2 rRNA genes are annotated in these 3,096 nt (G+C 55.3%); both read left to right on the top strand.

Annotation, left to right across the window (positions count from 1 at the left end):
- Positions 1–23: 23 nt before the first annotated feature.
- Positions 24–2,804, top strand: a 23S ribosomal RNA gene (locus K7957_RS20150).
- Positions 2,805–2,934: 130 nt separating this feature from the next.
- Positions 2,935–3,049 (top strand): 5S ribosomal RNA (rrf, locus tag K7957_RS20155).
- The last annotated feature ends 47 nt before the right edge of the window (positions 3,050–3,096 follow it).

Genomic DNA, 3,096 nt, shown 5'->3' on the forward strand with positions numbered 1-3,096 from the left:
CTGATGTTGGTGGTGTGGGCTCTCAAGCGTGAGGTAAGGGCAATTCGTGGATGCCTTGGCGCATACAGGCGATGAAGGACGTGGCACGCTGCGATAAGCTGCGGTGAGGTGTGAGCAACCTTTGACCCGCAGATTTCCGAATGGGGAAACCCACTCATCCTGTTTATCTGACTTCGGTCAGGTAAGCGGGATTTTGAGTATCATGGGACTGAATACATAGGTTTCATGAAGCGAACCCGGCGAACTGAAACATCTCAGTAGCTGGAGGAAAAGACATCAACCGAGATTCCGTTAGTAGTGGCGAGCGAACGCGGACCAGGCCAGTGCCATTCATTCAAGTAGCAGAACACACTGGAAAGTGTGGCCGTAGCGGGTGACAGCCCCGTATGCGAAACTGATGTGAATGGACTCGAGTAGGGCGGAACACGTGTAATTCTGTCTGAACATGGGGGGACCACCCTCCAAGCCTAAATACTCGTATGCGACCGATAGCGAACTAGTACCGTGAGGGAAAGGTGAAAAGCACCCCGATGAGGGGAGTGAAACAGTACCTGAAACGGATTGCCTACAAGCAGTTGGAGGGTCCTTGAGGCCTGACAGCGTACCTCTTGCATAATGGGTCTGTGACTTAATGTTTCAAGCGAGCTTAAGCCGATAGGTGTAGGCGCAGCGAAAGCGAGTCTGAATAGGGCGACGTAGTTTGAAGTATTAGACCCGAAACCCGGCGATCTAGGCATGACCAGGATGAAGGTGGGGTAACACTCACTGGAGGTCCGAACCGATTAACGTTGAAAAGTTACCGGATGAGTTGTGTTTAGGGGTGAAAGGCCAATCAAGCCGGGAAATAGCTGGTTCTCCGCGAAAACTATTGAGGTAGTGCCTCGAGCGAATACCGTGGGGGGTAGAGCACTGGATGGGCTAGGGGGTCGCGAGATCTACCAAACCTAACCAAACTCCGAATACCCACGAGTACTACTCGGGAGACAGACGGCGGGTGCTAAGGTCCGTCGTCAAGAGGGAAACAGCCCTGACCTACAGCTAAGGTCCCCAAGTCACGTCTAAGTGGGAAAGCATGTGGGAATCCCAAAACAACCAGGAGGTTGGCTTAGAAGCAGCCATCCTTTAAAGAAAGCGTAACAGCTCACTGGTCTAATCAAGGGTTCCTGCGGCGAAGATGTAACGGGGCTCAAGACGTGCACCGAAGCTTAGGGTGTGTCGATAAGACACGCGGTAGCGGAGCGTTCCGTAAGCCTGTGAAGCGATCTGGTAATGGGTCGTGGAGGTATCGGAAGTGCGAATGCAGACATGAGTAGCGATAAAGAGGGTGAGATGCCCTCTCGCCGAAAGACCAAGGGTTCCTGCGCAAGGCTAATCCGCGCAGGGTGAGCCGGCCCCTAAGACGAGCCCGAAGGGGGTAGTCGATGGGAATGCGGTTAATATTCCGCAGCCTGGTGGTGTGTGACGGATGGCGTGTGTTGTCGGCTCTTAACGGATTGAGCCGGCTTCGAAGCTGTCCCGGGAAATAGCCCCACCGTATAGACCGTACCCGAAACCGACACAGGTGGTCAGGTAGAGTATACCAAGGCGCTTGAGAGAAGTGTCCTGAAGGAACTCGGCAAATTGCCTCCGTACCTTCGGAAGAAGGAGGCCCCGGCTAAGCGCAAGCTCTGTCGGGGGGCACAGGCCAGGGGGTAGCGACTGTTTAGCAAAAACACAGGGCTCTGCTAAGTCGGCTTCAAGACGACGTATAGGGCCTGACGCCTGCCCGGTGCCTGAAGGTTAAGTGGAGGGGTGCAAGCTCTGAAATGAAGCCCAGGTAAACGGCGGCCGTAACTATAACGGTCCTAAGGTAGCGAAATTCCTTGTCGGGTAAGTTCCGACCTGCACGAATGGCGTAACGACTTCCCCACTGTCTCCAGGACATGCTCAGCGAAATTGAATTCTCCGTGAAGATGCGGAGTACCCGCGGTTAGACGGAAAGACCCCGTGCACCTTTACTGCAGCTTCAGAGTGGCAGTGGACAAGAACTGTGTAGCATAGGTGGGAGGCTTTGAAGCATCGGCGCCAGCCGGTGTGGAGCCATAGGTGAAATACCACCCTGTTGTTGTCTACTGTCTAACCTCGTACCGTGAAACCGGTACAGGGACCCTCTGTGGCGGGTAGTTTGACTGGGGCGGTCGCCTCCTAAAGAGTAACGGAGGCGCGCGAAGGTTGGCTCAGGACGGTTGGAAACCGTCTGTTAGAGTGCAATGGCATAAGCCAGCCTGACTGCGAGACTGACAAGTCGAGCAGAGACGAAAGTCGGTCATAGTGATCCGGTGGTCCCTCGTGGAAGGGCCATCGCTCAACGGATAAAAGGTACGCCGGGGATAACAGGCTGATAACCCCCAAGAGCTCATATCGACGGGGTTGTTTGGCACCTCGATGTCGGCTCATCACATCCTGGGGCTGGAGCAGGTCCCAAGGGTTTGGCTGTTCGCCAATTAAAGTGGTACGTGAGCTGGGTTCAGAACGTCGCGAGACAGTTTGGTCCCTATCTGCCGTGGGCGTCGAAATTTGAGAGGAGTTGACCCTAGTACGAGAGGACCGGGTTGAACGTACCTCTGGTGTACCTGTCGTCGTGCCAACGGCGCAGCAGGGTAGCTATGTACGGACGGGATAACCGCTGAAAGCATCTAAGCGGGAAGCCTCCCTCGAGATAAGATTTCACAGGACGGTCGGAGACCACGACCTTGATAGATCGGATGTGGAAGCGCGGTAACGCGTGAAGCTAACCGATACTAATCGTCCTATTCGCGCTTGAGAGCACACACCCCCAACATCAGCGTTGGAACAGGTGATCCCTCACAGGCCAGGTGCATCGATTTTTAACCCCATGATGGACAGGACGACGCGCCCAACAGCGCGCCGCCCCACAACGCGCCGGCTCCATTGCCTGGTGGCCATAGCGTCGGTGTCCCACCCGATCCCATCCCGAACTCGGACGTGAAACCCGACCGCGCCAATGGTACTATCGCTCAAGCGATGGAAGAGTAGGTCGCCGCCAGGCATTGTAGCCAGCGCGTTGCACACACATCATCATCGGAACCCATTCAC

This window comes from Sphingomonas yunnanensis, assembly GCF_019898765.1.
Lineage (GTDB): Bacteria > Pseudomonadota > Alphaproteobacteria > Sphingomonadales > Sphingomonadaceae > Sphingomonas > Sphingomonas yunnanensis.